This is a genomic window from Nocardia sp. NPDC049149 (genome assembly GCF_043197455.1).
GTDB lineage: Bacteria > Actinomycetota > Actinomycetes > Mycobacteriales > Mycobacteriaceae > Nocardia.
This window is the reverse complement of sequence record NZ_JBICTD010000003.1, coordinates 123897-149693: the sequence shown is the minus strand read 5'-3', so window position 1 is coordinate 149693 and position 25797 is coordinate 123897. Positions and strand designations below refer to the sequence as shown.

At 65.7% G+C, this 25797-nt stretch carries 26 protein-coding genes; 12 read left to right on the top strand and 14 right to left on the bottom strand.

Going from position 1 to position 25797, the window contains the following annotated elements:
• Window positions 1–44: 44 nt before the first annotated feature.
• From ACGFNJ_RS11585 to ACGFNJ_RS11575, 3 genes are read right to left on the bottom strand one after another with little or no spacing between them, the layout of a single operon-like run.
• Window positions 45–1937, bottom strand: coding sequence for a CheR family methyltransferase (locus ACGFNJ_RS11585; RefSeq protein ID WP_393446196.1), 1893 nt, complete (start codon window positions 1935–1937; stop codon window positions 45–47).
• A 20-nt stretch (window positions 1938–1957) separates the two neighbouring features.
• The gene (locus ACGFNJ_RS11580) at window positions 1958–2638 is read right to left on the bottom strand and encodes a chemotaxis protein CheB (protein ID WP_393446194.1); all 681 of its coding nucleotides are present in this window, start codon (window positions 2636–2638) and stop codon (window positions 1958–1960) included.
• Window positions 2635–2967: a hypothetical protein gene (locus ACGFNJ_RS11575; protein ID WP_393446192.1), complete on the bottom strand. Its 333-nt coding sequence runs from the start codon at window positions 2965–2967 to the stop codon at window positions 2635–2637. Before ACGFNJ_RS11575 ends, ACGFNJ_RS11580 begins: the two co-directional genes overlap by 4 nt.
• A gap of 222 nt (window positions 2968–3189) precedes the next feature.
• On the opposite strand from ACGFNJ_RS11575, the gene ACGFNJ_RS11570 reads away from it, so the two are divergent.
• Together ACGFNJ_RS11570 and ACGFNJ_RS11565 are read left to right on the top strand one after the other, a co-directional pair.
• Complete coding sequence (locus tag ACGFNJ_RS11570; protein WP_393446190.1) at window positions 3190–3363, top strand: CsbD family protein; 174 nt, start codon at window positions 3190–3192, stop codon at window positions 3361–3363.
• Window positions 3364–3516: 153 nt separating this feature from the next.
• Entirely contained in the window at window positions 3517–4200 is a 684-nt protein-coding gene (locus tag ACGFNJ_RS11565) for a hypothetical protein (RefSeq protein ID WP_393446188.1), read from the top strand.
• A gap of 11 nt (window positions 4201–4211) precedes the next feature.
• On the opposite strand, the gene ACGFNJ_RS11560 is transcribed toward ACGFNJ_RS11565, so the two are convergent.
• Window positions 4212–4631, bottom strand: coding sequence for a MarR family winged helix-turn-helix transcriptional regulator (locus ACGFNJ_RS11560; protein WP_393446186.1), 420 nt, complete (start codon window positions 4629–4631; stop codon window positions 4212–4214).
• The gene (locus tag ACGFNJ_RS11555) at window positions 4624–5997 is read right to left on the bottom strand and encodes an MFS transporter (protein ID WP_393446184.1); all 1374 of its coding nucleotides are present in this window, start codon (window positions 5995–5997) and stop codon (window positions 4624–4626) included. Before ACGFNJ_RS11555 ends, ACGFNJ_RS11560 begins: the two co-directional genes overlap by 8 nt.
• 138 nt (window positions 5998–6135) lie before the next feature.
• Here ACGFNJ_RS11555 and ACGFNJ_RS11550 point away from each other — a divergent pair, with 138 nt between their 5' ends.
• Window positions 6136–7404 carry a VWA domain-containing protein gene (locus tag ACGFNJ_RS11550; RefSeq protein WP_393446182.1) on the top strand — a complete coding sequence of 423 codons (1269 nt, stop codon included), beginning with the start codon at window positions 6136–6138 and terminating at the stop codon, window positions 7402–7404.
• A gap of 28 nt (window positions 7405–7432) precedes the next feature.
• Here ACGFNJ_RS11550 and ACGFNJ_RS11545 read toward each other — a convergent pair whose 3' ends face one another.
• Window positions 7433–7951, bottom strand: a complete 519-nt coding sequence (locus ACGFNJ_RS11545; protein ID WP_393446180.1) for a PadR family transcriptional regulator — start codon at window positions 7949–7951, stop codon at window positions 7433–7435.
• Between the two features lie 157 nt (window positions 7952–8108).
• Between ACGFNJ_RS11545 and ACGFNJ_RS11540 the strand changes: the two genes are divergently transcribed.
• The gene (locus tag ACGFNJ_RS11540) at window positions 8109–9437 is read left to right on the top strand and encodes a carotenoid oxygenase family protein (protein WP_393446178.1); all 1329 of its coding nucleotides are present in this window, start codon (window positions 8109–8111) and stop codon (window positions 9435–9437) included.
• Between the two features lie 66 nt (window positions 9438–9503).
• Here ACGFNJ_RS11540 and ACGFNJ_RS11535 read toward each other — a convergent pair whose 3' ends face one another.
• Window positions 9504–9782, bottom strand: coding sequence for a hypothetical protein (locus ACGFNJ_RS11535; protein WP_069165236.1), 279 nt, complete (start codon window positions 9780–9782; stop codon window positions 9504–9506).
• A 446-nt stretch (window positions 9783–10228) separates the two neighbouring features.
• Between ACGFNJ_RS11535 and ACGFNJ_RS11530 the strand changes: the two genes are divergently transcribed.
• Entirely contained in the window at window positions 10229–10519 is a 291-nt protein-coding gene (locus ACGFNJ_RS11530) for a hypothetical protein (RefSeq protein WP_393446176.1), read from the top strand.
• Window positions 10520–10617: 98 nt separating this feature from the next.
• Here ACGFNJ_RS11530 and ACGFNJ_RS11525 read toward each other — a convergent pair whose 3' ends face one another.
• Window positions 10618–11058, bottom strand: coding sequence for a hypothetical protein (locus tag ACGFNJ_RS11525; RefSeq protein ID WP_393446174.1), 441 nt, complete (start codon window positions 11056–11058; stop codon window positions 10618–10620).
• A gap of 213 nt (window positions 11059–11271) precedes the next feature.
• Between ACGFNJ_RS11525 and ACGFNJ_RS11520 the strand changes: the two genes are divergently transcribed.
• From ACGFNJ_RS11520 to ACGFNJ_RS11505, 4 genes are all read left to right on the top strand, one after another.
• Complete coding sequence (locus ACGFNJ_RS11520; RefSeq protein WP_393446172.1) at window positions 11272–11883, top strand: DUF3592 domain-containing protein; 612 nt, start codon at window positions 11272–11274, stop codon at window positions 11881–11883.
• A gap of 121 nt (window positions 11884–12004) precedes the next feature.
• On the top strand, window positions 12005–13396 hold the full coding sequence (locus ACGFNJ_RS11515; RefSeq protein ID WP_393446170.1) for an epoxide hydrolase family protein: 1392 nt from the start codon (window positions 12005–12007) through the stop codon (window positions 13394–13396).
• A gap of 267 nt (window positions 13397–13663) precedes the next feature.
• Window positions 13664–14893, top strand: a complete 1230-nt coding sequence (locus ACGFNJ_RS11510; protein WP_393447800.1) for a cytochrome P450 — start codon at window positions 13664–13666, stop codon at window positions 14891–14893.
• A 24-nt stretch (window positions 14894–14917) separates the two neighbouring features.
• Window positions 14918–15649, top strand: coding sequence for a TetR/AcrR family transcriptional regulator (locus tag ACGFNJ_RS11505; protein ID WP_393446168.1), 732 nt, complete (start codon window positions 14918–14920; stop codon window positions 15647–15649).
• A gap of 112 nt (window positions 15650–15761) precedes the next feature.
• Here ACGFNJ_RS11505 and ACGFNJ_RS11500 read toward each other — a convergent pair whose 3' ends face one another.
• Window positions 15762–17705: a TerD family protein gene (locus ACGFNJ_RS11500; protein WP_393446166.1), complete on the bottom strand. Its 1944-nt coding sequence runs from the start codon at window positions 17703–17705 to the stop codon at window positions 15762–15764.
• Between the two features lie 116 nt (window positions 17706–17821).
• On the bottom strand, window positions 17822–20038 hold the full coding sequence (pabB, locus tag ACGFNJ_RS11495; RefSeq protein WP_393447798.1) for an aminodeoxychorismate synthase component I: 2217 nt from the start codon (window positions 20036–20038) through the stop codon (window positions 17822–17824).
• 80 nt (window positions 20039–20118) lie between these two features.
• On the opposite strand from pabB, the gene ACGFNJ_RS11490 reads away from it, so the two are divergent.
• From ACGFNJ_RS11490 to ACGFNJ_RS11480, 3 genes are all read left to right on the top strand, one after another.
• Window positions 20119–21183, top strand: a complete 1065-nt coding sequence (locus tag ACGFNJ_RS11490; RefSeq protein WP_393446164.1) for a phosphotransferase family protein — start codon at window positions 20119–20121, stop codon at window positions 21181–21183.
• Window positions 21184–21254: 71 nt separating this feature from the next.
• Window positions 21255–21785, top strand: a complete 531-nt coding sequence (locus ACGFNJ_RS11485; protein ID WP_393446162.1) for a DinB family protein — start codon at window positions 21255–21257, stop codon at window positions 21783–21785.
• A gap of 145 nt (window positions 21786–21930) precedes the next feature.
• Window positions 21931–23061 (top strand): NDMA-dependent alcohol dehydrogenase, encoded by a 1131-nt coding sequence (locus tag ACGFNJ_RS11480; protein ID WP_069165244.1) that lies wholly within the window; start codon window positions 21931–21933, stop codon window positions 23059–23061.
• A gap of 53 nt (window positions 23062–23114) precedes the next feature.
• On the opposite strand, the gene ACGFNJ_RS11475 is transcribed toward ACGFNJ_RS11480, so the two are convergent.
• The 4 genes from ACGFNJ_RS11475 to ACGFNJ_RS11460 form a co-directional block, all read right to left on the bottom strand.
• Window positions 23115–23486: an iron chaperone gene (locus tag ACGFNJ_RS11475; protein ID WP_393446160.1), complete on the bottom strand. Its 372-nt coding sequence runs from the start codon at window positions 23484–23486 to the stop codon at window positions 23115–23117.
• 85 nt (window positions 23487–23571) lie between these two features.
• Entirely contained in the window at window positions 23572–24072 is a 501-nt protein-coding gene (locus ACGFNJ_RS11470) for a GNAT family N-acetyltransferase (protein ID WP_393446158.1), read from the bottom strand.
• 247 nt (window positions 24073–24319) lie between these two features.
• Window positions 24320–24853 carry a DUF3145 domain-containing protein gene (locus ACGFNJ_RS11465; RefSeq protein WP_393446156.1) on the bottom strand — a complete coding sequence of 178 codons (534 nt, stop codon included), beginning with the start codon at window positions 24851–24853 and terminating at the stop codon, window positions 24320–24322.
• A 99-nt stretch (window positions 24854–24952) separates the two neighbouring features.
• A complete protein-coding gene (locus ACGFNJ_RS11460; protein WP_393446154.1) occupies window positions 24953–25783 on the bottom strand; it encodes a serine hydrolase domain-containing protein in 831 nt (276 codons plus the stop codon).
• Window positions 25784–25797 lie beyond the last annotated feature (14 nt).

Sequence of the window (25797 nt, the reverse complement as noted above, 5' to 3'; positions counted from 1 at the left end):
ACGACCGCACCGCTTCAGCCTACCTCTCCGTGCTGGCAGGAGCGTTAATCGCCCTCGATGGCAACGATGTTCGGGGCGAGCTCCTCCATGAGCAGGACCACGCCGTCGCGGCTGCCGTCCAACGGCGAGCAGGTCACCGCGCAGATGATCGAGCGCCCAATGCGATTGATCGCCGGTATCTCCACCGGGCCGTACCGCATGCCTGTCTCGAGACACCGCTGGATGCTTTCGTGCAGTCGCTGGGTCGGTAGCCCGAAGTCCAACGTGAAGAAGACGTGTTGGTGCACCTCCTGGGCGCGCAGCCCCCAGAGTTCCTCCGCGCCGCGGTTCCAGCTACGGACCCGCAGCTGATCGTCGAGCACCACAACACCCGCCGCGACACTGGAGAGCACACCTTCGAGAAACGTTCGGGTCTCATCCAATTCGTCGGTGCGGATGCGCATCTCCTCGTTCATGGTTTCGAGTTCTTCGTTGCCCGACTGGAGTTCCTCGTTGGTGGTCTCGAGCTCCTCGTTGGTCGATTGGAGCTCTTCGTTCGTGGTCTCCAATTCCTCGATGCTGGACTGGAGTTCCTCGTTGGTGGTCTCGAGTTCCTCGTTGGTGGATTGGAGTTCCTCGTACGCCGTTTCGAGTTCCTCGCCTTTCACCTTGACTTCCATGGCGAGTCGCGTCGGCACGGTGGTGTCGATGAAATGAATAGCGACACCGACGTCCGAACCATCACTGGCCCTGAGCGGTTGGATGAGCACCTCGAAATACTGGACCTCGTCATGGCTCAGTTTGCGTTCGACCGCGCTGAGACGGATGGTGCGGTGTTCGGCGACGGCCTGCTCGATCAACGAGCGCAATTCGACCGGTCGGTAAGAGATCTCCAATTCGCTCAGCGCCCGGCCGACATCGTGTTGGGCCAGGCCGAATTGGCTACGCACCTGGTTGTTGAGGATGGCGACCTTGCCCTCGGTGTCGATCCCGACCATGCCGAACGGTGCTGTCTCCATGGCGAGTTCGCCGAGTTGGCGCTTCACGGCCAAACCCTGGATCTCGATATCGAGCCGCGGCAGGTGGGGCTGGCGTAGCGGCTTGCCCGCACCGGCCTTGCGCCGGAACACCCGCTGCCGCATGCTCGCCACACTGAACCGATCGCCATCGGAGAGCAGTAGTTCGGCCTTGCCGAGGAACAGGAATCCGCCGTCGCGGAGTGCGAAGCGGTACCGGTCGAGGATGTGTGATTGGGCCTCGGCGTTGAAGTACATCAACGTGTTTCGGCACACGAGCAGATCGAGGCGCGAGATGGGCGCGTCCCTGGTGATGTCGTGGCGGCCGAAGATCACCCGGCGGCGCAGGTCCGATCGGAAGACGAACTTGTCGCCCGCGGGCTCGAAATACCGATCACGGAGTTCGACGGACAGCTGATCGAGCGCCTTCGCCGGGTAAACGCCGGACCGCGCCTCGCGCAGTGCCTCTTCGTCGAGGTCGGTGCCATAGAGCTTGACCCGGCGCACGCACTCGTCGATGCCGAGCACCTCAGCGAATGCTATTGCCAGCGAATAGGTTTCCTCGCCGCTGGAGCAGCCCGCACTCCAGACCCGGATATCGCTGTCCGGTGCGGTATTCGCGATCAGCTCCGGCAAGACCTCCCGTTGCAGGTACTGCCAGGCATCCGGATCGCGGAAGAAGCTGGTGACGTTGATCAGGATGGTGTTGAACAGGTGGCGGAATTCTTCGGCATTGCTTTCCAGCAGATCACGGTAGTCGAGGTAGTCGGCGACCCGAGCCTCCTGCATGCGCTTGCGGATACGTCTGGTCAGCGACGAGCGCTTGTAGCCGGTGAAATCGAATCCGCGCGAATCGCGAATGAACAACAGCAGATCCTCGAGCGCCGGGTCGGGCACCACGTCGCGGTCGACGGTGTCGAAGGCTTCACCCGGTTCCGTCATGATCTCCTCGCTCGATTCGGTCACGCTGCGCCCTGCACCACGAGACCGCGGATCACCTCGGCGATCTCGTCCAGTGGCACAACGAGATCCACGTCGCCAGTTGCCACGGCGGCGCCCGGCATGCCCTTGAATTCCGCTTCCGCCGGGTCCTGCACGACCACCGTGCCGCCACGGGACTTGACCGCGCTCACCCCCGTTGCGCCGTCGCTGCCGGAGCCGGTCAGCACACAGGCGATCGCGCGCGTGCCGTATGCGCCTGCCACCGACTCGAAGAGCAGATCCGCCGAAGGCCGGACGAAGTGGACGAGCTCGCTACCCGACAGCGCGAGGACCCCGGTCGGCTCCACCAGTAGGTGGTGGTTCGGCGGCGCGATGTATACCGTTCCAGCCTCGATGGTTTCCCCCGTCTGCGCCAGCTTCACCCGCAATTCTGTTCGGCGTGAGAGCAATTCGGCCAGCACCGTTTTGTGTCGTGGGTCGAGGTGCTGCACGACGAGCAAGGGTACCGGCAACGTGGCAGGCAGAGCGCCGAGAACCGTGAACAGCGCGGCGATACCGCCCGCCGACGAGGCTATGGCAACGACGGCGTACTGGTCATGGTCGGGCCGACCAGCCGTGAGGTGCACGTGCTCAGGGTAGCGCGTCGACAGATGCCCGCCCGGCGAAGGCCGCGGCGCGGCGCGGTACGTCCAGGGACTCATCGCCGCCGTCTGCTTCGTGGCCCGCCCATCGGCGCGGTGGCGGTCATGGCGATCATCGCCAGACCGGTCGTGCGGATCATCGAATCGAGAGTGGCGAGGATGTCGACAATCGCGACGCGGTGTTCGTCGATCTCCGCGGTGGTCAACGTCTCTCGATCGAACGCCATGCGGACGCTGTCCAGCCGCAGGCCGGCATCGAACAGGTTCCTGACCAATCGGTCGCCCAATTCGGTGAACTCGGCGGCGCCGTAGAGCTTCGGCGTGGCCTGCGCGGATGGCGGGCGCGGGGGCTGATCGTGGACGGTCTCGTCCTGCGATACGAGGGTCATGATTCCTCCGGTTCGGTCGCGGGCACGGAGAGCCACGCTTCGGGACTCGGGGGATTTCAACTCGAACTCTACGCCTGAAGCCGCAGCTAGGGGGCGTGACCGCAGGCTATTGGCGGTACCGGCGACCAGCCGCGCGTGTTTGCCTCGGCCCAGGCAGGCTATCCGGCACCCGACTGGCCCGAAGAAGGCAGGTCGGTCGAACCCAACGGAAGGGGTTAGACAATGAGTACAGCGGACAAGGCCAAGAACAAGGCCGAGGAACTTGCCGGTCAGGCGAAGGAGAAGTTCGGTAAGGCGACCGACGACCAGGACCTGAAGAACGAGGGCAAGGCCGATCAGGTCAAGTCCAACCTCAAGGACGCCGGCGAGAAGGTCAAGGACGCTTTCCGTAACTGATCGAAGTCCGGCTTGTGCCGCCGAGCGGGCGTGCGCCCCACCGGGCGCCGCCCGCTCGGCCGTGCCGGTTCGTTGAGTGAACCGTTCGATCGCGAGTGTGCCGGGGATAGGGTGCAATGGTCCATCGCGGGATCACGCTCGGGAGGAACACAGATGATCGCGGCACGGATGCTGGCTGTTGTTGCGACGGTAGTCGTCGGGGCCGGATTGGTCGGCGGAGTAGGACCGGCGGCGGCGGGGCCCGCGTCGTGTGCGGCGGGAAATCCGTTGCAGCCCACCGCGGAACTGTTCGCCACGGACAACACGGCGACGATCACCGATCCGGCGGATCAGCGGCTGCGCAATCGGCTCGACGGATTCGAGCTGGCCGTCGACGGTATCGCGGTGCAGCACATCGGATTACCGGTCGGGTCGACTCTGGTCAGCGGCGTCTTCTGGTCGGATGAACGGCAGCAGGCGACCTACGAGCGCTCCCGCGAGTTCCATCTGGCCTGTGTGGACGAGGCCGAGTTGCGGCAGATCGCCGATCAGGTGCGTGTTCGGTTCCAGCAGGAATCGGTGCTGACCTTCCAGCGGCTTGCGCCGAATTCGCCTGGGGTGGACGCGTTCACGGTGAGTGTCGCCGGGGTTGACGTGCAGCGGTTCCATGACGGTCTGGTCGCCGATCCGGTGGCGCGCGAGCACCTGGTCGGCGGCTCGGTCACGGAGGCGAACACGTTGATCCTCGTGGCCGAGATCGCGGATATGGCGCTGGCCAAGCAGTTCGTCGCTGGCCTCGGCGGCGCATGGGACGCGGCGAGCATCCTGTACGGCGATCGCGAGTTCGTCAGCGCCTGACGGGCTTTCGGTTACGTCTCGATCTTGCGCAGGATGTCGCGCAACGTCCGCAGGTCCTCGTCGGGCAATGCGATGACTTCCGCGGGCGCGGGGTCGGGCGTCGCCAATGCCTGGGCGAGCACGGCCCGGCCCGGCAGGGTGATGGAGACCTGCTTGCGGCGTCGGTTGGTCGGATCGATCTCTCGGACAACCAGACCGCGCTCCTCCAGATCGTTGACCGCGACGGTGGCCGCCGGCGCGTCGATCCCGGCGGCGTGCGCCAATTCCTTCACGGTCATCGGTCCGGGCCGCAGGCGCTTGAGTACTCGAATCCGGCTGAACGGCAACCCTGTTCGCTCGCTCACCGCGCGCCGCCACGGGGCGAGGCTGTCCGTAACGAGCCGGGTGAGCAGCGCCCACACCTCGTCGGCGGCACGGGTGTCTTCAGGCATGAACGGGCACTTTCTGTTCGAGTAACGGGGCGACGCGATCGCTGGAGCGTTCGGCCCACGGGGTGTTCGCGGCAATGCCAAGTATGGCGACACCCGCGGTGAGCACCGCGATCACCCACCACAGCCCGGCACCGGTCAACGCGCCGCACAGGGCAACGCCGATGCTCACGCCCACCTGACGGCTGGTCGAGGCGACCGAGGCCGCGGCACCTGCCCGATCCAGTGGCATCCCGCTGACGGCGGTGGTGGTGATCGGCGCGTTCACCATGCCGAAGCCGACGCCGAAGATCGCGAACATGATCACCAGCGCCCATACCGGCGTGGCCGGGTTCAGCGTGCTGAGCAGGACGGCGGCGACGGTCATCATCACACCGGCGGCGATCAGCGACGGCCGGGTGCCGTACTTGCCGACCAGGCGCCCGGACAGCGGCGAGAAGATCACCATCGCGACGGCCATCGCCAGGTACAGCAGGCCGGTGTGCACGGCCGAATAGTGCCGGACCGTTTGCAGATACAGCGAGCAGGTGAACAGGAACGCGCCGAGCGTGGCGAAGGAGAAGATGGCGATCACCGTCGCCGAGCTGAACGGCACGCTGCGGAAGAAGCGCAGATCGATGAACGGATCCTGCTTGCGTGCCTCGTAATACACGAATGCCGCCAACGCGAGCGCCGAGACCACGAAGATCACCGGTTGCCGTTCGATCAGCCCGAAGACCGTCGAGAACAGGAACACCACCGCGAGCACCTGCCCGATCGGGTCGATGCCGCGCACCGTCGCGGACTTCGATTCCGGCACAAAGACAGTCGTCAGAATCAGCGCGACGGCACAGATCGGCAGGTTGATCCAGAACACAGCCTGCCAGCCGAGCGTATCGATCAGCACACCGCCCACGGTCGGCCCGAGCGCCATCGAGATGCCGACCACCGCGCCCCAAACCCCGATCGCGCGAGCACGTTCCACCCGTCCGGTGAAGACGGTGGTGATGATCGACATCGCCACCGGGTTGAGCATCGACCCGCCGATCGCCTGCAGGAACCGCGCGCCGATCAGGACCTCGATCGTCGGCGCCAAGCTGCATAGCAGCGACCCGATCGCAAAGGTAGTCAGTCCGATTCGGAACACCCGCTTGCGCCCGAACCGATCCGCCGCCGCGCCGGCCAGCATCAGCAGGCTGGCCAATGTCAGCGTGTAGACGTCGACGATCCACTGCAATCGGGACAGCGGGGCGTGCAGATCGACCTGAATGGTCGGTATCGCGACATTCACGATGGTCGCGTCCATCGACACGATCAACAGACTCAGGCAGCAGGTAGCGAGCACGAGCGTCTTTCGCCGCGCCGACAGCCCGTCAACAGTTGTAACCACACAACTATTGTGGACTTACAACCTTTCCTGACGCAAGGGCTGTGATCCACTTCGCAGCTCAAAGGCGGACTCTTCCTCGGTGGGAGGGTTACTGGCCTACCCTGACTACGGTTCGTTGGTCCGTTCTAGGGAGTCTCGGTGGGTGCGCTGGTCAAGGGGCAGAACGGGGCGCTTGCCGCGGCGCGGGTCGTGGTGTCGGTGCGGACCGAGGCGGCCGTCGATGTGTCGGCGCTGTTGGTGACCGAGGCGGGCGTAGTGCGCTCGGACCAGGATTTCGTGTTCTTCAATCAACCCAGCGCGCCCGGGGTCATGTTGCAGGCGGGCGCGCCTGGGGCATTGGCGGTTTCGTTCGACGAGGTGCCTGCCGAGATCGCACAGTTGCGCGCGGTCATCACCTTGGGAGATCCGACAGAGTCCTTCGTGCGGTACGGCGCGCCAGTGGCGACCGTGGCCGACGCGAGCGGAAATGTGTTGTACGAGTACCGGATCGACGGCCTCGATAGCGAGTCTGTGGTCATCGCGTTGGAGCTCTATCGCCGCGGGGCGGAGTGGAAGGTCCGGGCGGTAGGGCAGGGGTATGCGGGCGGCTTCGCGGCACTCGTCACCGATCACGGTGTGCGGGTGGACGATGCGGACGAGTCCGCGCAAACGCAACCTCAGCCTGCGCCGACCGAACCTCAGATCCGTACCGTCCCAGGCGAAGCCGCGCTCTCCTTCGAGAAGCGCGAAAAACTCGACCTGCGCAAGCGTGCCGTCGCCAAGGTGCTGCTGGACAAGAATGCCCTCGGAGTCCGAGCGCGGGTGGTGCTGGTGATCGACAAGACCGGCAGCATGCTCAAGCAGTACCGCACCAAGGTGGTGCATCGCGTGGTGCAGCGGATGGTCCCGGTGGCGATCCAACTCGACGACAACGGCGCATTGGAGGCGTATCTCTACGCGCTGTCGTTCGCCAAGCTGCCCGACATCACCGTCGAGCACAGCGACGCATGGGCGCAGACCTTCCTGCATCTCGGCGGCACCCACGGCGGCATCGACTATGACCGGATCGGCGGCCGCAACGACGAATTGCCGATCATGCGCGACATCATGGACTCGTTACGCCCTGGTGCCGGGCCGACCTTGATCCTCTTCTTCACCGACGGCGGCTTCGCGAAGAAGCGGGAGATTGCCGCGCTCATGCGCGAGGCCTCACACCTACCGGCCTTCTGGCAGTTCATCGGTCTCGGCAAGGCCAACTACGGCGTCCTGCGGTCACTCGACGAGATGACGGACCGAATCGTCGACAACGCAGGCTTTTTCGCACTCGACGACATCGATCGGGTGGATGACGCCGAGCTGTATGCACGCCTGCTCAGCGAGTTTCCTGATTGGATCAAGGCTGCCACGGCGGCGGGCGTGTTGCGCTGACCCCTCCGAGTGGTGCTGTGAAATATGTTCAGTGCCTTGGCATCTGCTCTATCGCCCAGCGTGCCCACTCCTCGTTCATCGCGTTGTACCGCTCGCCCCATTCGAGCGCGATCCGGCCGTATCGGGAGTACTCGTCGTCCGGCCAGTCGATGGATTCGCGCAGTTCGCTGAGTTCGGCCGCCTGGGCGGCGGCGATCATCGCCAGTTCGTTGAGATAGGACTCGGCCTGCTTTTTGGACAGCACACCGAGGAAGAAGACGCGGAGTAGCTTCTCGTTGCGCGCCAGCGGTTTCGGCTTGGTTTCGGTGAGCCAGCGGCGTAGCTCGGTCAGGCCGGTGTCGGAGATCGTGTATTCCTTGCGGCCGCGCGGGCCCGCGTCCGACACGGCAATCAAGCCGACCTCCGCCAGCGCGCTGAGTTCGGTATAGATCTGGCTCTGCGTTCCCGACCATGCGTAGGCCAGCGAGGACTTGAACTGCCGGATCAGGTCGTAGCCGCTGGCCGGGCACTCGGCCAGCATGCCGAGGAGTGCATACCGGAGACTCATGCGGGTCACCCTACATTCCAGTCTTGACAGGTCGAATCATCTGATTCTACTTTTGACATGTCAGAATAGGAATAAGCGACCGACCGTCGCGAACCGACGCGTCGCTCACCTTCGGATCGAGCTGCTTGCAGGCGTTCGATCAGATCGGTTGTCTCCCATGACTACTGCGCTTCCCCATCTCACCGGCAACTACGCTCCCGTCACCGACGAGCTGACTGTCATCGACCTCCCGGTCACCGGGCAGATTCCGCCCGAGCTCACCGGCTGGTACCTACGCAACGGCCCGAATCCGCACGCCGCGGCCTCGCGCCACTGGTTCGCCGGCGACGGCATGGTGCACGGCGTGCGGATCGAGAACGGTCGGGCGGTCTCGTACCGCAACCGTTGGGTACGCACGACCACCTTCACCGACGGTGCCCGCGGCTACGACGAGGAGGGCAACCGGGATTTTTCGGCCGGGGTGGCCAACACCCACGTCGTCCGGCATGCCGGACGCACGCTCGCGTTGGTCGAGTCGTCGTATCCGTACGAGTTGACCTGTGAGCTGGACACCGTCGGCTCCTACGATTTCGACGGAAAACTGCGCACGGCGATGACCGCGCATCCGAAGACCTGTCCGGTCACCGGCGAACTGCACTTCTTCGGCTACGAGGTGGTCAGGGAGCCGTACCTGACCTATCACCGCGCGGACGCCGACGGGAATCTGCTGATCAGCCGCCCCATCGAGGTGCCTGCCGCGACCATGCACCACGATTTCAACCTCACGGCGGAGCACGTCGTATTCATGGATCTGCCAGTCCTTTTCGACAGGGAGACCGCGGCGTCCGGCGCGGGCATGCCGTTCCGCTGGAGCGACGACTACCAGGCAAGGCTCGGGGTGCTGCGGCGCGACGACCCGTTCGGCGAGGTGCGCTGGTTCTCGATCGACCCCTGCTATGTCTTCCATCCGCTCAACGCGCACGACGAGCCGGGGAAGATCGTGCTCTTCGTGATGCGCTATCCGGAGTTGTGGCGGACCGATTCGCATGTCTTCGAGAAGGCAACGCTCTGGCGCTGGACCATCGATCTCGCCGCGGGCACCGTCGCCGAGGAACAGCTCGATGATCGTGCCGCTGAATTCCCCCGGGTGGACGATCGCCTGATCGGCCTGGACGCGCGCTTCGGGCACGTCGCGGTAGCTCCGGATTCGGGTGCACTGCTGCGCGGCGGAGATTCCGGTGCGCTGCTCCGCTACGACCTGCACACCGGCAGCAGTACTGCCCATGAATTCGGGCCGGGCCGCACACCGGGCGAGGCGGTCTTCGCCCCGGCGGACGAGAACCCCGGCGGCAACGGCTACCTGATGACCTACGTCTACGACGCTGAATCCGACCGTAGCGACCTGGTGATCCTGGACGCCACCAACCTGAGCGCAGTGCCGGTCGCCACCATCCATCTACCGCGCCGAGTCCCGTTCGGCTTCCACGGAAGCTGGCTCGCCGACTGACTTTTCGCCCGGCTACCAGCGCATTCGTAGCCCTCGTCGCTTCAGCGGCGGGGGTGCGGGGCTCGGCTAGCCGATGACGGCGTTCATGATGGTGCCCGCGCTGGTGGCGACGACGCCACCGATCATTGCGCCCGCCACCATCTTCGGGGAGTCGAGGCCGCCGCCGGTCCATTTCTCCCAGGCGAACTTGCCGCCTGCGTAGACGATGGCGGTGATGCCCGCGAGCAGGACGAACCAGGTGAAGTACCGGACCAGTTGGAGGAACTTGTCGGAAACCGGCGGGGCCTCGGGCTGCGGGTTTCCGATCTGCGCAAGCAGGGTGTCGTGCACGGCAAGCAAGATCATCGTGGTCAGCTCACTCTGGATTCGGGACGGGACATAATCGCTGACAGTGATGGTATCGGTTTGTTCGCTGCTACGCAGTCACGTCTGCACAGCAAGGTGGTCGAAGTCGGCGCATGGCCCGCTGCCCGCGGCGCCGAGGGGCGGGTTGGCACAGGAAAGTTCGGTGTCGTGGGGGCCTTGCCGGGGTTGCGCTGGGTCGGGATGATGGAAGAGGCGGGTGCTCGAAGACCCGGGTCGCCGCCTACCGCCGGATCCGCCGGCGGGTTGCTACTACCGCTTGGGGGCTGATTCCGCAGGTGATCGCGGCGGGTGCTGTGTTGTTCTGCGCAGAGCGCCCATGGCATGTCGGCGGACCCGTATCCTCGACCATGATCGAATTCGTCGGTGGTTTAACAACTTTCGCGCGTGGTAGCTCGATGGTTGTAGCGGAGTGTAGGGAGTAGACGGTGAGCATCATTCTGGCGTCGGTCGGAGATACCTTCACGACTCTGGCGCAGATCAGCAACCCCACCCCGGAGGCGCCACCCCTGTCGGACAAGCTGTTACAGATGGTTCGGTACCTGACCTGGTTCGCGATCCTGTCCGGCGTCCTCGCCATCGTTTTCGCGGGCGGCAAGTTCGCTTGGGAGAAATGGCAGGGCGGCGCATTGCAGTCCCCGAAGATGGTGGCAGGCGCGATGATCGGCGGCGTCGTCGCCACCAGCGCGGGCACCATCATGAACGCACTAGTCGGCTAGCTCGGCGGTGGGTTACGTCCACAGCGGCTCGGCACTATTCACAGAGGTGGGAACCTCTGTGAATAGTCGACAGGGTTTGTGGGACGGCTGGTGGGCGGTCAGTCGCCCGCCCACGTCCAGTGGGGTACTTCGCGGATCGGGTGGAGTTGCGCGTCGGTTTTGGCGTGTGAGTTCTGCTGGGCCACTTGGGATCCGAACGAGACGTGCTCGTAGACGGCTTGGCGGAAGTCGGGGTTGTCGAAAAGTCCTGCCTCCTCGAAGGATTCCATGTACACCTCGATGAACCGCTCCCGCTGCGCGTCGGTGATGGCCAGGCCGCGGTGCACCGCGATGAGATAGTCGAAGCCCAGTTCGCGGCTGAATCGGTCGGGCCCGCCGAAGGATTCGGCGGTGAACCAGGTGAGATGGTCGACGTGATCCGGTAGTCGCTCGGTGAACAGGGTTTTCAGCACCGGATCGGCGAGTGCCTTGTCGTAGAACGCCGATTCGACGCGGTGCAACACCTCTTCGCCGCCGACGTGTTCGAACAAACTGGGCATGGGGGACCTCCGAACAGGAGAGGCAATCGATCTCCCTCATTAGAGGCCGCACATCCTTCGGTGTCCCCGGTTTGCCGCGTATTGGGCTGCGCCTCCTGCTCCTGAGCTGCACGATGATCAGGAAATGATGCTTCGCGCATAACGTCCTGCGCACACTCTCGATGAGACCGAATAGTTCGCAATCGCGGGCGGTCCTGACTCGGGGAGGCGGCAATGGACGAGACGTTCCACGTCCTGATCGGTCTGATGATCGCTGGGGTCTTGCTGATCATCGCTGGGTTCTTTGCGACCATCGCCATGTTCCTGCACCTGGGAACCCGGGCGCTGGCCCAGGACTCGGACCGGCTCCGGCGCGCATGGGACAGCGGGGTGACCGCGGAAGGACGTTGCCTGCGGATATTCACCACGACGAGCGGCGGCGGAGACTTCCGCGTGCGCACGACCTTGCATCACGTCTACGAATTCACCGCCCGTGACGGCCGCGTGATTCGGTTCGAGGAGACGGGTGGCCCGGCAACCAGGGTCGAGGGCGACCGCGTGACCGTCTACTACGCGGAGGGCGAGGAGGGGGCTGCGACCACTCGCACTCCCCGACGCGTGGCCGAAACGACGGGCACGCCGGTGCTGCTGCTGGCAGGCATGGGAGTGCTGCTCTTTGTCCTCGCCGCGTTTGTCGCTTTGTATGTCGGTTTCACGGCCTTGGTGGACGACCCTGTTTTTCCGGCCGATCGCAACACCATCTACTGTGTCGACCGCGTCTGTCGCACCGGGCAGATCCCGTTTCCGCCTTTCGAGGGTCATTTTCCGCGTCTCGGTGGTTATTGAGTCGTTCACCGCATCGAACGCCGCCCTGGATCGTGATGCGTGGGTAGCGCTTTCGCTGTGTTGGAGGTTCCGTTTCTGCTTAGGAATGATCCTGTCCTAAGCCCTCCATACCGTGGGGGCCATGACAAACACACCGGACAGCATTCGCCCCTTCCGTATCGAGATTCCGCAGGCTGAGATCGACGACCTGCATGCGCGGCTGGCCAACACTCGCTGGCCTGGCGAGGTGCCCGGCGTCGGCTGGAGTCGAGGCGTTCCGGTCGACTATCTGAAGGACCTTGCCACCTACTGGCGCACCGAATTCGACTGGCGAGCACAGGAGGCGCTGGTCAATGCGCATCCGCAGTTCATCACCACCGTCGATGCGCAGAACGTGCACTTCCTGCATGTCCGCTCGCCCGAACCGGATGCGACGCCGTTGTTGTTGCTGCACGGCTGGCCGGGCGGGGTCACCGACTTCCTCGATGTGATCGGTCCGCTGTCGGATCCCCGTGCGCACGGCGGTGATCCGGCCGACGCCTTCCATCTGGTGATTCCGTCGCTGCCCGGGTTCGGGTTCTCCACGCCGCTGGCCGGGCCGGGCATGGATGCCGCCAAGATGGCGACGGTGCTCGCGGAGGTGATGACGCGGCTCGGATACGACCGGTTCGGCGTGCACGGCTACGACACCGGTTCGTTGGTTGCGCCGCAACTCGGCAAGCAGTATCCGGATCGCGTTGTCGGCGTTCATGTCAACGGCATGATCACCGTCCCGATCGGTATCGAGGGCGAGATGGACGGGCTGACCGAGGTCGAGCAGCAGCGCTGGACGCGCATGCAGAACTTCAACGATGGCTATCTGCAATGCAATTCGAAGCGTCCGCAGACGGTGACTTATGGGCTGCACGATTCTCCGGTGGGGCAGCTCGCGTGGATCGTCGAGAAGTTCAAGGAGCTGACGATGCCCGCGGACGGGCTGCCGGAGGACAGCATCGATCGGGACCGCATGCTCCTCGACGTTTCGCTGTATTGGCTGACCGGCACCGCGGGCTCGGCAGCGCAGATCTATTACGAGGAGATCACCGCGAACGGTTGGAGCAACGCCGACTGGTCCGCCGACACGGCGGACGACAGTTGGGGCGCTTCGGAATCCGGTGCGAGCGCGGGTGCGGACGGTGGTGCGGCAGCGTCAGGTGATGGCGCTGACTCGAGTGCCGCGCAAACGCGCCACAACGCCGAATGGGCTGCCGCAGCAGGCGGCAGCCAGGACACCGCGGCGTCCATCGGTAGTGACAGCACCGACTGGGGCGTCGGACAATCGGGCGGTACCGCGGACTGGGCAACGGCCGCACGCGGCACGGTGCCGACTGCCGTGCTCGTCTCCGCGCACGACATCACCATCCGCCGCTGGGCCGAACGCGATCACCACATCGTCCGCTGGACCGAACTCGGCCACGGCGGCCACTTCCTGTCCATGGAAGATCCGAAGGCAGTAGTCGAAGACCTCCGCGCCTTCTTCGCCGGGCTCGAGTGACCGAGGATCCACACCCCGTCCGTGGATCCGCACTTCTTCCGGGTGTCCAGAGTGAGTGCGGATCCGCAGAAAGGGTGCGGTGTTCAGGGAGGGTGTGCCGATTCTGCGGGTGATCGGCGCTGTGTGGAGTCAGTGGAAGAATCAAGTAAACGGGTTTTACTAAACACTGTTCACAAGGTCGCGATCTGTGGTTGCATCTCAATTGGAACGCGTTCCACACAATGTCGTGAGGTCTGCAGCCCAGACCGGTAGGAGATAACCGTGACCGTGACCACGCCCTCGATCCCCGCAGGATTCGACTTCACCGACCCCGACATGCTCGCCAAGCGACTGCCCGTTCAGGAGTTCGCCGAGCTGCGCCGCACCGCCCCCGTGTGGTGGTGCGCGCAGTCCGGCCGGTCCAGCGGGTTCGACGACGGTGGCTACTGGGTCGTCTCCAAGCTCGACCACATCAAAGAGATCTCGAAGCATCCGGAGCTGTACTCGTCGCACGAGAACGGTTCCATCATCCGGTTCAACGAAGAGGTCAGCCCCGAGCAGATCGACATGCTCAGCGACATGCTGCTGATCAACCTCGATCCGCCCAAGCACACCAAGGTCCGCCGGATCATCTCGAAGGGCTTCACGCCGCGCGCGATCGAGAGCCTGCGCGCCGCGCTCACCGAGCGCGCCGAGCGAATCGTGCACGAGGCCAAGAAGTCCGGCACCGGCGATTTCGTCGAGCAGGTCGCCTGCGAACTGCCGCTGCAGGCGATCGCCGAGCTCATCGGCATCCCGCAGGACGACCGCAAGAAGATCTTCGACTGGTCCAACCAGATGATCTCCTACGACGACCCCGAATTCGAGGGCGATCACCAGGCCGCCACCGCCGAGGTGATGGGCTACGCCTGGAACATGGCCGAGGAACGCCGCAAGTGTCCGGCCGACGACATCGTCACCCAGCTGGTGAACGCCGATATCGACGGCGAGGGCCTGGCGTCGGACGAGTTCGCCTTCTTCGTCATCCTGCTCTCGGTGGCAGGCAACGAGACCACCCGCAACTCGATCACGCACGGCATGAAGGCCTTCGTGGACAACCCGGCGCAATGGGAGCTGTACAAGGAGCAGCGCCCGCGCACCGCGCCCGACGAGATCGTCCGCTGGGCGACCCCGGTGAATGCCTTCCAGCGCACCGCGACCCAGGATCTGGAGCTCGGCGGCCAGCAGATCAAGAAGGGGCAGCGGATCGGATTGTTCTACGGCTCGGCCAATTTCGACGAGGAGGCGTTCAACGACCCGTTCACCTTCGATGTGCTGCGCAACCCCAACCCGCACGTCGGGTTCGGTGGCACCGGCACCCACTACTGTGTCGGCGCCAATCTCGCTCGCCTGCAGATCGATCTGATGTTCAACGCGATCGCCGACGCGATGCCGAACCTGAGCCAGGTCGCCGATCCGGTCCGGCTGCGCTCGGGGTGGCTGAACGGCATCAAACGATGGGACGTCAAATACGCTTGAGCGATCAAGCGTGAAGGAGGCGGTGTGAGTAACCCCAAACCGAGGGGCCGCTCGCCGGTCGTGACCGACGCGGAGATCCGGCGGGTGGCCCGGACGCTGCTGGTCGAACACGGCCCTGACGCGGTGAGCCTGCGCGCGATCGCCCGCGCGCTCGGCATCACCGCGCCTGCGCTGTACCGGTACTACGGCTCACTGGACGACCTGCTCGAACGACTGCGCCTCGACGTCTGCGCCGACCTGGCCGCCGAGCTGTCGGCCGAGATCGCGACGCTGCCGGACGACGGCGTCGTCCAGTTCTTCGCCATCTGCCAGGGATTTCGCCGCTGGGCGCTGGCGCACACCAGGGAGTTCACCCTGGTGTTCGCCTCGCCGGGCAGCGGAGAGGCCAGGGCGCTGCGCCGGTTCGACGAGCCGTTCGGCCGGATCTTCCTCGCCGCCGCGGGCAGGCTGCTCGCCAACTACGACATCGTGACGCCGCGCACCGACGTCATTCCGCCGGAGTTGCGCGAGGATCTCGTGCATTTCCAGACCGAGCTGCTCGCCTCGCTGTCGGAGTCCGGGCAGAAGTTCCCCGCGGAGAAGCTCGACCTCGGCGTCACCTATCTGATGATCCAGATGTGGGCACGCCTCTACGGCCACGTGACATTGGAGGTTTTCGGGAATTACCCGATCCCGCTGTCGAATCCGGAGGTCCTGTTCGACGCGACGCTCGCCGAGCTGGGGCGAACGATAGGCCTGCTCGACGAGCGCGAGTAGCCGAAATCCGTACTCCTTCTGGGGATCCGCACCGGTTGCGGGCGTTCAGAACCGGTGCGGATCCCCAGAAGGGTGCGGATTCAGAAGGGCACGATCGCACCTCGGCGTGACCTCAGATGCGTGCGCCTTTGGCGCGATTGCAGGCGCGGCAGAGGATTTGGAGGTTGGTCGCGCTGGTGGCGCCGCCGCGGCTGAGCGGGATGATGTGGTCGAACTCGAGGTAGTGGCTGTCTCCGCATTCGACGCATTTGCCGCCGTCCCGTTGCCACACTTCGGCTTTCACCTCCTGCGGGATGCTGCGGGTGTCCCGCTGGCCAGGGGTGAGGATGAGGCGTTTGGCGACCCGTAGCGCACCCTCCAGTGCGGCGGCGACGTAGTCGGGGTCGGTGACGGTGAAGGTGGCGCCGCCACGGGCCGAGGTCGCGGCCAGCACCACGGCATCCTGCTCGGCATGCACGGAAACGACCCGGTTCCACGGCAATTCGGTGCCGGTGCCGTCGCCGACGAAACGGAGCTTCTTGTTGCTGACGATGAGTCGGCCGTCGGTCAGCCGTGGACCGCGCGCCAGCTGGCGCACGTGGACGGCGGGCAGGTCGAGGTGCACCTTCTCCTCGGGGTCGAGGTGCAGGCCCGGCGTCCGCATCACCGGCAGCTCGCCGGCCCGCAGCCGGGACAGGGTGCGGCCGCGATGCATTCGCCTGCGCAGATCCTCGATCAGCGGGCCCGCCAAGGCCAGCTCGGCGACGGCATGCTCGAACGCCGCCAGCTCGTCCTGCTCGACCTCGCCGTCGGCGAAGGTGAAGGTGACCAGCCGTTCCGCATAGCTGAGCCCGACATCGCGCAGTGCGTCGCGGCCCGCGGACTCCTCGATCCGCTGATACCGCAACGAGGCCCAGAGTCCCGCCCACTCCGGGCCGCGCGGTCCATAGGTGGTGAGGACGCGCCACGCCTGAGTGTGCCAGTGCGTCAGGAACTCTTCGATCTCGCCCGCGCAGGACTGGCACGGCGCGAGACCGCCGAACAGTTTGCGGCGGCGCAGGTTTCCGCAACGCGCGCAATGCCGGTCGCTCGGCGGCAGGTGCTGTTGGGTGGCGGTGGTCCACTCCGTGCCATCCCACCAGCGCAGTCGAGCCGGATTTTCCGGGTCCAGATGCCAGTCGGCGAGTTGAGGATTCGGCGGCGGTGCGGGTGCGGGCGCGGGTTCCCGCCGTCGTGCGAGATCGACGGTCCGGTGCCATCGGCCCTCCGGGACCGGCGGCTCGTCGAGCAGGTCCGTTCGCGAGCCTGCCGAAACTCGGTCGGCGGCGCGCAAGTTCAGATCATCCAGGTCCAGTGCCCCCGTTGAGTCGCGTTCTCGGTTCGGATCACCCAGGTTCGGCGCCTCCGTCGAGCTGCCTTGCATGTTCGGATCACCCTGGTCCGGCATGTTCGCCGGGCCGCGTTCTCGGCTCGGATCACCCAGGACCGGCCCGCGTGCGAGCCCCGATGCCTGCGGTGTCCGACGAACACCACCGAACGGGTCGGCCGGGTGCGCGGTCCGCGCCCGCTCGGCCGGATCGTCGACGCTGACCCCGAATTCGGTGACCAGCCCGGTCAATCCGGTGTCCCAGCCCTGGCCGATGGCGCGGAATCGCCACTGTCCGTCCCTGCGGTAGAACTCGCCGAACATCAGCGCGGTGACCGCGTCGGCGTTCTCGATGTCGAATCCGGCCATCGGGCCGTTGGCATCGTGGATGGTGAGGGTGAGCCCGGTGATGTCGCCGAACGTTGCCTCGTCGACCGAGCCGCTGATCACGATCCGCGCCACGTCCGCCTCGGTGCGGGGCAGTGAGACGCTCAGCCGCGCGGTCTGCGGTGCGGGCTGCTGATCGAGCGTGACCGCCTGCGAGACGTGGCGTGGCGCGTTGTAGAACACCAGATCCCGGTCGGTGCGCACCGTGCCGTCCTGGCCGAGCAGCAGGGCATGCGCATCTACCGCATGCGCCGACCGCCACGAAACAACCACGGCAAGAAGGGATGTCGGTACCGCTGCATTGGCGCCTTTGCTGAGTTTCATCGTGCTCGAACTATGCCACGACCCTCCGACACGCCGACTCCGTCGGTCCCCTCACTCGGCGGGGCGCACGGCCGTCGATGGGGATTTCCCACGCTCACAGCGGGTTCGCGCAGATGTCAGTGACTGGCGCGGTCGCGTGCCGCACGCAGCGTGGCTGCGGCCTTGAGCACCATCTCGTGAAACTCGTCCTCGGCGTCGGAATCGAGCACGATGGCCCCGCCCGCGCCGATCCGCCAGCGACCGTCGTAGCGCACGGCGGTCCGGATGACGATGTTGAGATCGGCGGTGCCGCCGAGCCCGAGGAAGCCGATGGTGCCCGAATAGACTCCGCGCGCTTCGGTTTCCAGCTCGTCGATGATCTCCATGGTGCGCAGCTTCGGCGCGCCGGTCATCGAACCGCCGGGGAAACACGCACGCAGGCAGTCGATCACGTCTACGTCGGGGCGCAGCGTGCCGCGCACGGTGGACACCAGTTGATGCATGGTCATGTACGACTCGATGGCCATCAGCTTGGGGACGTGCACGCTGCCGATCTCGCACACCCGGCCGAGGTCGTTGCGCAGCAGGTCGACGATCATCAGGTTCTCGGCCCTGGTCTTCGGGCTGTCGGCCAGCGCGCGGGCCAGCTCGTTGTCCTCGGCCGCGGTGGCGCCGCGCGCGGCGGTGCCCTTGATCGGCTTGCTCTCCACCGCGCGCCTGCGATCGACCTTCAGGAAGCGTTCCGGTGAGGAGCAGGCGATTTCGAGGTCGTCGAACCGCAGGTATGCCGCGTAGGGCGCGGGGTTGCAGCGGCGCAGCGTGCGATAGAAGTCGAGGCCGTCGTCCTCCGCGGCGGGCACGGTCGCGCTGTCGGTGAGGCAGATCTCGTAGGACTCGCCCGCGTGCAACCGCTCCTGGCAGACCGCGATATCGGCGAGGTACCGCTCGTGGCCGCGGGTCAGCAACGGCTCGACACGGTCGCTGTCCGAGGGCACCTCGAGTGTGGGCGGATTCCGCCAGGTGGGCAGGGACTCGAGAGTTTCCCTGGTGTCGCGCAGCCAGTCGGCGCCCGCGGCTTTGGTGTCCGGTGTCGAATCCGTCAGCGACAGCAGGTGTGTGCGGCCGCCGACATGATCGACCACCACGATCCGGTCGGCGAAGAGCCATTGCGCGTCCGGTGTCGGCGCGCGATGCGCGACCTGCCCGCCGCAGTCGGCTTTCACCTCGTAGCCGAGGTATCCGACGTACCCGCCTGCGAAATCGAAAGGCAGGTCGGGGAGTTCGAGGCGCCGCAGCCGCAATTCGGCGGCCAGATAGTCGAGCACCCCGCCCGCGACGACGCGCCGATTCCCGTCCGACGATTCGACGGTCACCTCGCCGGTGCCGACCCGATACCGCACCACCTCGGCCAGTGGCCCGCTGGCATCGCCGAGGAACGAGAACCGATCCAGTCCCGGCTCGACATGCTCGCTGTCGAGCCAGAAGGCGGTGGGGGAGTTGCCGTACAGCCGGACGAACGCGCTTTCGGTATCGATCGGCCGCTCGATCACGGTGTGCTGCAACTGCCATCGCCGCGGTCTCCCGCCGTAGCGGTCCAGAATTTCGGTGCGCGGCGGGCGGGCGTTGAATCGCGTAGCGACAGAGGGGAATTGCTCAGATGCCGACACAGCGGCAGTCGGCCGCGATCCGGTGTCGGGGCGGTCGAGGGTGACGGGGCGCAGCCGCATCGTCACCGGCTCGGAGCGCCGGACAAGCGTGTCCCGGTCGGTAGGCGATACCCGGTGTGCCGCAGTCAGTTTCGCGAAATTGCGGAGGATGGTCGCGCCGAATTCGCTGGCGATCGACTCGGGATGGAACTGCACGCCCCACTGCGGCCGATCGCGATGCCGCACGCCCATGATCACTCCGTCGGCGGCCGTCGCGGTGATCTCCAGGCGGTCCGGCAGCGGTCGCTGTGCGCAGAGCGAGTGGTAGCGGACGGCGGTGAACCCTTGCGGCAGTCCGGCGAACAGGTCGCGGTCGTCGTGTTCGATCCGATCGAGGTAGCCGTGCCGCGCCGCCGGTGCGACGGCGACGGTGCCGCCCGCCGCGACCACGATGCCCTGATGCCCGAGGCACACGCCGAGCAGTGGCAATCGTGCCTCGCGGATCACCGTCGCCGAGATCCCGATATCGCGGGGCACCTCCGGCCTGCCTGGGCCAGGGGAGATGACCACGTTGTCGAAGCGCGCCAATTCGAGCTCGCCGACCTCGTCGTTCCGCACGACGGTCGGCTCGATGCCGTTCACCTGGCTGATCAGCTGATACAGGTTGTAGGTGAAGGAGTCGTAATTGTCGATCAGCAACGTGCGCATGGTGCCCGAAACCCTACGCCGCACGCGTTTCGCCTAACTGTTGTCGTGTGCCGTCAGTTTAGGCCGGCGGGTGGTGCACAATGTTGGGCATGTCTGTTGCGCAACCCGTCGGTGTGGATCGGGAACTCGTCGACTTCGCCTTGGTCGGCAAGTGGATGGATGAGCAGGGCCTGCCCGCAGGCGAATTCGAGGAGGTGGCCGCGCTCGGCGGCGGCACCCAGAACGTCATGCTCCGATTCACCCGCGGCGGTCGCGACTACGTGCTGCGGCGCGGCCCGAAGCATCTGCGCGCCAAGAGCAACGACGTGATCCGCCGGGAGGCGCGCCTGCTCGGCGCGATCAACGGCACCGACGTGCGCGCGCCACGAGTGATCGCGGCGTGCCCGGACGACTCGGTGATCGGCGCGGTGTTCTATCTGATGGAGCCGATCAACGGCTTCAATCCGGCCAACGAGCTCCCGGACTTGCACGCGGGCGATCCGGAGATCCGCAAGCAGATGGGCCTGTCCGCGGTCGAGGCGATCGCCAGGCTCGGCGCGCTCGACTACCAGGCGCTCGGCCTCGCCGACTACGGCAAGCCTGAAGGCTTCCTGGAGCGTCAGGTGCCGCGCTGGCTCGGTGAGCTCGAATCGTATTCGACCAATGAGGGCTACCCAGGCCCCGAGATCCCCGGCGTCGAGCGGACCGGGGAGTGGCTCGATCGCCATCGGCCTGCGCAATGGACGCCGGGCATCCTGCACGGCGACTGTCACCTGGCGAACATGATGTTCTCCTACGACGGCCCGGAGGTCGCGGCCATGGTCGACTGGGAGATGTCGACCATCGGTGATCCGCTGCTCGATCTCGGCTGGCAGATCGCCACCCGGCCGGTGCCTGGGACCACCGGCGCGGCGCTGGTCGGCAAGTTGGGTGGGGCAGGCGGGCTGCCGACGCCGGAGGAGATGGTCGCCCACTACGGTCGGTTCTCCGAGCGCGATCTCAGCGCCGTGTCCTGGTACACCGTGCTCGCCTGTTTCAAGCTCGGCATCGTGCTGGAGGGGACGCACGCCCGCGCGTTCGCGGGCAAGGCGCCCAAGCAGGTCGGCGACTTCCTGCACGCCATCACGCTCGAGTTGTTCGAGCGTGCCCATCAGCTGATGGAGTGATTGTCGGGATGTTGCGGCTGATTGGCTGAATATCTGTCGCTGGAGATATTCGGCCACGCTATCTTTGGCGCATGCCGATCGTTCCTGATGTGAAGAACTGGACCTGGGTGACCGAACGCCCTTGTCCTGATTGTGGTTTCGACCCCACCGCGACCGCTTACGAAGCGGTGCCCGCATTGACGCGCGACAGTGCCGCTCGGTTCGCCGAGGTTCTCGACCGTCCCGATGTCCGAGTGCGGCCGGACGACTCGACCTGGTCGGCGCTCGAGTACGGTGCGCACGTCCGCGACGTGTGCCGCCTGTTCGATGTTCGCCTCGCCCTGATGCTGGCGGGCACTGCGGACGGCTCGATCCCGCGGTTCACGAACTGGGACCAGGACGAGACCGCTGTGAACGACCGTTACGACCTGCAAGACCCCGCGCGGGTTGCGACCGAACTGGCTCAGGCCGCCGACGTTGTGGCTGGCGCCTTCGAGTCCGTTCCGCTCGCGCATCGTGACCGGCGCGGTGAACGCAGCGACGGCGCGGTCTTCACGGTCGACTCGTTCGCCCGCTACTTCATTCACGATCTGGTGCACCACGTGCACGACGTCCGCGGCTGAGATCTGGCCCCGTACTAGAACGTGTTCGGGTGGTCTGATCACCGTTACCGCTGAATTTTCGAGCCGGTACTAGAACGCGTTCCACTTTTCTCGTAGTGTGGGTGCAGTCACATATAAGCACGTGCATGCGAGAGGGTCGACAGGAATGAAGACGAAGGGCGCGATCCTGTGGGGGATCGACCAACCATGGTCGGTAGAAGAGATCGAGGTCGGCGATCCGGTCTCCGGCGAGGTGCAGATCCGGCTCGAGACGGCAGGCATGTGCCATTCGGACCATCACATCGTGACCGGCGCGACGCCGATGCCCGCCTACCCGGTGATGGGCGGGCACGAGGGGGCAGGCGTGATCACCAAGCTCGGACCGAACACGCCCGCCGATCTCGCGGTCGGCGATCACGTGATCCTGTCGTTCATCCCCGCCTGCGGCCGCTGTCCGGCCTGCGTGAGCGGCAACATGGCGCTGTGTGATCTCGGTGCAGGCCTGCTGATGGGCCAGGCGATCAGCGACGGCACCTACCGCATCCAGGCACGCGGCGAGAACGTCATCCCGATGTGCCTGCTCGGCACGTTCGCGCCGTACATGACCGTGCACCACACCTCGGTGGTGAAGATCGACCCGACCATCCCGTTCGAGGTGGCCTGCCTCGTCGGCTGCGGCGTGCCGACCGGCTTCGGCTCCGCCACGCACGTCGCACAGGTGACGCCGGGCGACACCGTGGTGATCGCAGGGATCGGTGGTGTCGGCATGAGCGCGCTGCAAGGCGCGGTGCTCTCCGGCGCGTCGAAAGTCGTTGCCATCGACCCGAATCCGTGGAAGCGCGAGCAGGCGCAGAAGTTCGGCGCCACGCACACTTACGAGAGCATGGCCGCCGCGATCATGCCGCTGATGGACGCCACCGAGGGGCGGATGGCCGAGAAGGTCATTCTCACCATGGGCGAAATGCACGGCGACTACATCGAGGAAGGTCTCATCCTCACCGCGAAGGCGGGCACCCTGGTGGTCACCTCGATGGGCCGGATGGAACACGGAGACGTCAAGATGAACAGCTTCCTGCTGTCCATGCTGCAGAAGACGGTGAAGGGCTGCATCTTCGGCGGCGGCAACGCCCGCCAGGACGCGCCGAACCTGCTCCGCCTGTACAAGTCCGGTCAACTCAACTTGGACGACATGGTGACCCGCAGCTACTCGCTGGAGGAAATCAACCAGGGCTACCAGGACATGCTCGACGGCAAGAACATCCGCGGCATCATCAAGTACACCGAGGCCGACTGGTAACCGACGCGCGTTCGTGACCGGCCGAGCCGCAACTCGGCCACGTCACGGCGGTGTCAGACGCTTTCGAGTGTCGCCCGTGGTTTCCGGCTGGCGAGTTTGGTGGCTACGGCGGCGATCAGCTCGTAGGGGATCGGCTTGGCGAGTGGGAACTTCAACGTTCCCTTGCCCGCTCGATACGGTTCGATCGCGCGCTCGAAGCTGCGGTCGCCCTCGGGGATCGGGTACACACTGATGTGCTTCTTCCATCCCGCGAAGTGCACGACGCTGTGACCGTTGAGCTTGAAGGTGGGGATGTCGTAACTGATGGCTTCCGTCGCGTCCGGCAGGGCGCGCTGGATGGTGTCGCGGATTTCGTTCAGGATGCCGCGTACCTCCTCGGGGAAGGAGGCGATATAGGTGTCGACTGTGGTTGGCTGCTCTGCCACGGGATCCCTCCGATCTGTGATCGGCTACCGATGTGCATCGTTGAGAAGGTGGAGCAACACTCAGTGTAGGCAGCGTGTCGCCTTTCTACAGCTCCTTGCGATACCAGCACTCGGCATACATCTGGTCGTTGTGCGGTGACGATTCCGCATAACCGAGCCGGGCATACAGCGCCCGCGCCTCGACCAGATCACGACGGGTATCCAGCACGATTCGGCGCGCTCCGAGTGCCCGGGCTGCGGACTCCGCCGCATCGACGAGAACTGTGGCGCCGCCGAATCCGCGCAGGTGCTTGCGGACGAAGAGTCGCTTCAGCTCCGCGGTTTCGCTGTCGAGCAGGTGCAGGCCTGCGGACCCGGCTGGTGCGCCCGCGCGGCGGGCTATCAGCAATACGCCGCGCGGTGGTGCGAGCTCGGCGCCGGTGGTCGCCGCGAGGCCGCGTTCCAGCTCGACGGGATCGGTCGCATGTCCCTCGTTGAGCTGGTACCAGCGGTCGCTGACCTCGGTGTAGTAGTCCCGCCACAGGGCCGTGGCGGCAGGAGAGTCGACGGGTTCGGGGGCGACGGTCCAGATACCTTCGGCAGACACGACGACGATTGTCCCGCTGGGCGGGAAACCGGTCGGTACCCGCCCTCGATTCGAAACCTTTGTCGCGGAATGATATTCGGCTGGCCTCGGAGTTGTCCGAAATATCCGTGCACGGTGGGGTTTCTGGGAAGAATGGACGGGCGAGCGAAAGGATGTCCGATGAGCAAACGAATCGCGTTGTCCTCGGCCGCAATTCTTTGCGAAGACCTCGTGTACAACGTTGAGCGAGTAGGGCTTTCGGGTTGCGTCAGCCGACGTCGCGGCGGAGCCAGGTGACTTCGGCGCCGGATTCGGTGCCGTAGCGGTAGATCTCGAGGTCCTCGTCCCATGGGGTGCCGAGGGCGCGGTCGATCTCGGCGGCCAGATCGTAGGCGGTGTATTTGCCGAGTTCGCCTGCGGCGCGCAGCATTGCGCGCAGGCGCATCTCACCGAGCGTGACGTCACCGTTGGCGCTGGTGGAGCCGTGCCAGAGGCCGAGGCCGGGTACGAAGCAGTAGCGCTCACCGTCGACGCCGTCGCTGGGGTCCTCGGTGACCTCGAACCGCAGCACCGGCCACGAACGCAGCGACTGCGCGATCCGCGCGGCGGTGCCGACCGGGCCGAGCCATTCACTGGTCGCGCGCAGTTGGCCGTCCGCGGGCTGTGCGGTCCAGCGCAGCTTGGCGGGTGAGCTCAGAGCCGAGGTGAGCGCCCATTCGACGTGCGGGCACAGCGCGGCGGGCGACGAGTGGATGTACACCACACCCGCCGTCACGTCCGCGAACTGACTCGATGCGCGCACCACTAACACCTCCAGCGTCGACGGGGGACGTCTTCCCCAACGGCCCGTCTGCTGGTGTTGCCAAAGTGTACTGGAGTGCCCGATGTTACATGTGTTACTTCACCGCCGTGTTGCGTGCGAGGATGTCGCCTCCGCAATAACGGCATCACTGAGGGGCGGCCAGGCCGCTCTCGCCCAGTCGCCGAAATTCTGATCGGTCAATGCAAGACACGCCAAAGACGACGCGGGGTCGACCCACAAAAATGTCCCGGACTGTCCGAAATGGCCGAACGTGCGCGGTGAATTCGTGCCGCCGGTCCAGTGCGGCGACTTTCCGTCACGGATCTCGAAACCCAATCCCCAGTCGTTCGGGCGCTGCGAACCGTAGCCGGGGAGCACGCCGTTGAGGCCGGGAAATTGGACCGAGGTCGCGTCGGCGTGCGTCTGCGCGGAAATCAAACGAGGATCGAGCAATTCCGCCGCGAAACGAGACAGGTCAGCTGCTGTCGAGCGGCCCGCGTGGCCCGCCGATCCGGCCAGCGCCGAGTCTTTCATTCCGAGCGGCTCGAATACCGCGTCGCGCAGGTATTCCTCGAACGCGATTCCGGTCTCCGCGGTGACGAACTCGGCAAGCACCTCGAATCCGATGCTGGAATAGATGCGCCGCGTGCCGGGCGCCGCCTGGATATCGGTGGTGTCGAACGCGAGCCCCGAGGTGTGGGCGAGCAGGTGCCGCACCGTCGACCCCGGTGGGCCTGCGGGCTGATCGAATTCGATCGCGCCCTCCTCCACCGCGACAAGCACCGCGTAGGCCACCAACGGCTTGGTCACCGACGCGAGCGGGAACACCCGATCGACGTCGCCCTCGCTCGTCGTCTCGCCGTCGGCGGTGACGACCGCGGCCGCCGCGTGCCGGACCGGCCACTGCCTGATCTGCTCGAGTGAACGCACTCAGCGAGCCTACG